Genomic DNA, 2,479 nt, shown 5'->3' with positions numbered 1-2,479 from the left:
CTGGAATCCGATAAAACATCTGTGAACCTAGAGGAAGAGAAAGCAGAATTCCACGTAGGGGATACGATCGTCTATACGATCCAAGCTCGTAATACGGTACGAGAGAGTGTGATCGAAAACTTTGTGATTTCGGACGTATTGCCAGAAGGACTCACGTACGTAGAGGGAAGCCTTGAAGTAAGTGATGAAGACGCAACAGCAAATATTGAAGCTGGAACGATTACCGCAAACTTCGGTGAGGTAACCGACACAGAGTGGCGTACGGTCACGTTCCAAGCAACGATCGATGCCGGACAATCAGGAGAGAAAATTGAAAATACGGCAGCGGTCGATGGAGATAATATTGATGATCCAGATAGACCAAAAAATGAAATCATTGTAGATCCGAAGGACCCGAAACTAGAATCAGAAAAAACATCAGAGATCTATGAAAAAGCAGAAGGCAACAACGATGAAGACCATCCAGAAGTAGGCGATATTCTAACGTATACGATTCAAACACGAAATACGATAGAGGATAGTTTGGTGACTAATCTAACGATCCGTGATGAAATCCCAGCAGGATTAGAATATGTCGAAGGTACACTTACGGTCGATGGAGAAGCCGTTACAGATGAAGAAGGCGACGATGCTGGACATTATGCCGATGGTGAAATCGTCGCACAGTTTGGAGATGTCAGCGATACGAACTGGCATACAGTTACATTCCTGGTGTCAGTTGGAGAAGGTCAGGCAAGTCAAGATATTGAAAATATCGCCACAGTCGATGGAGACAATGTCGATGAGCCAGCCAGACCAAGTGAAGAAGTGTTAGTTTATCCACGAGAAGCAAACCTAGAGTCAGAGAAAGTTGCTGAGAGCCTTGAAGAGGGCAACGAATTGTACCATGGAGGAGACACGATCGTCTATACGATCTCGGCACGAAATATGGTCCGTGAGAGTATTGTCGAAAATTTCACGATTACTGATAAGCTACCAGAAGGATTAAGTTTTGTTGAAGGGAGTTTAGAAGTAAGTGATGGTGGAACAGCAGAGTACGAAGATGGCATCATTACCGCTAACTTTGGAAATGTAAGTGATACGGAATGGCGTACGGTGACGTTCCAAGCTGTAATTGAGGCAGGTCAAGCTGAAACGACGATTGAGAACGTGGCGACGGTCGATGGTGATAATGTAGATGAACCAGATAAACCAAAACATGAAATAACGGTCGATCCGAAGGCACCGAAGCTAGAATCAGAGAAAGAAGCGGAACTAGTGGAAAAAGCCGAAGGGAATACAGATGTAGAGAATGCAGAAGTAGGCGACACATTACTGTATACGATCCAAGCTCGTAACACAATAGAAGATAGCTTAGTGAAAAACTTGATCATCCGTGATGAACTACCAGAAGGCCTTGAGTATGTGCCAGGCACATTAACGATTGATGGAGAAGCCGTCACAGATGAAGAAGATGACGATGCTGGACATTATGTCAATGGCGAAATCGTTGGACAGTTCGGTAATGTCAGAGATGCCGACTGGCATACGGTCACATTCCAAGTGACCGTTGGTGAAGGTCAAGCAAGCCAAGATATTGAAAACATCGCAACAATCGAAGCAGACAATATTAGTGATCCTGATCAACCAAGCGAAGTGGTTCTCATCTATCCACGTGAACCACAAATAGAATCGGAAAAGACAGCTGCGAACCTAGAGGAAGGGAAAGAGGACTTCCATGCAGGTGATACGGTTGTTTACACGATTCGAGCACGCAATACGGTTCGTGAAAGTATCGTCGAAAATCTCGTCCTTTCGGATGTCCTTCCAGACGGACTAAGCTATGTCGAAGGAAGTCTAGAAGTAAGCAACGGAGGAACAGGAGACTACGAGGATGGCGTCATTACCGCAAGCTTTGGAGATGTGTCAGATACCGACTGGCATACGGTGACGTTCCAAGCGACGATTGAAATGGATCAATCAGGAAACACGATTGAGAACGTGGCAACCGTTGAGGCTGGTAATGTGGAGACACCAGGAACTCCAACTGAGTCGATCACGGTGGAAAAAGAACAGTCACCTCCACCAAAGGAACCGGAGGAGAAGCAACCAGAACCAAAACCGGAACCAAAACCGGAACCAAAACCAGAACCAAAGCCTGAAGAAAAACTACAACCAGTTAAGCCGGAAGTAAAAGGTGATGAATCAACGCAACCAGAAGAGACATTACCAAATACAGCAACGAACAACTTCAATTACTTCCTAGCCGGTTTGATATTCTTGTTAGTGGGCACTGGCATATGGTATTGGAGAAGGAAAAAGGTAAGTATAGACTAAGATGAGGAAGACCTTTCCCTAAATCTAGGGGAAGGTCTTTTTGTCCGTTTCTAAAAATGAGTAATAGACTTCATTTTGTCCTGTCACTCCTATTAGTAATATAGGTATTTTTAAGAAGGTTATTAAAATTAGTTAATTAGAACTATAAAGTTTATTCCGGGTC

General features: G+C 44.2%; 1 protein-coding gene. It reads left to right on the top strand.

Annotated elements, in window-relative coordinates:
• On the top strand, positions 1-2,316 hold a 2,316-nt coding region (locus tag JCM19034_RS20440; protein ID WP_156324091.1), incomplete at its 5' end, for an isopeptide-forming domain-containing fimbrial protein.
• Positions 2,317-2,479 lie beyond the last annotated feature (163 nt).

This window comes from Bacillus sp. JCM 19034, assembly GCF_001310635.1.
GTDB lineage: Bacteria > Bacillota > Bacilli > Bacillales > Bacillaceae_D > Halalkalibacter.
Note: the sequence above shows the minus strand (reverse complement) of the source record. Positions and strands in the feature narration are given on the sequence as shown.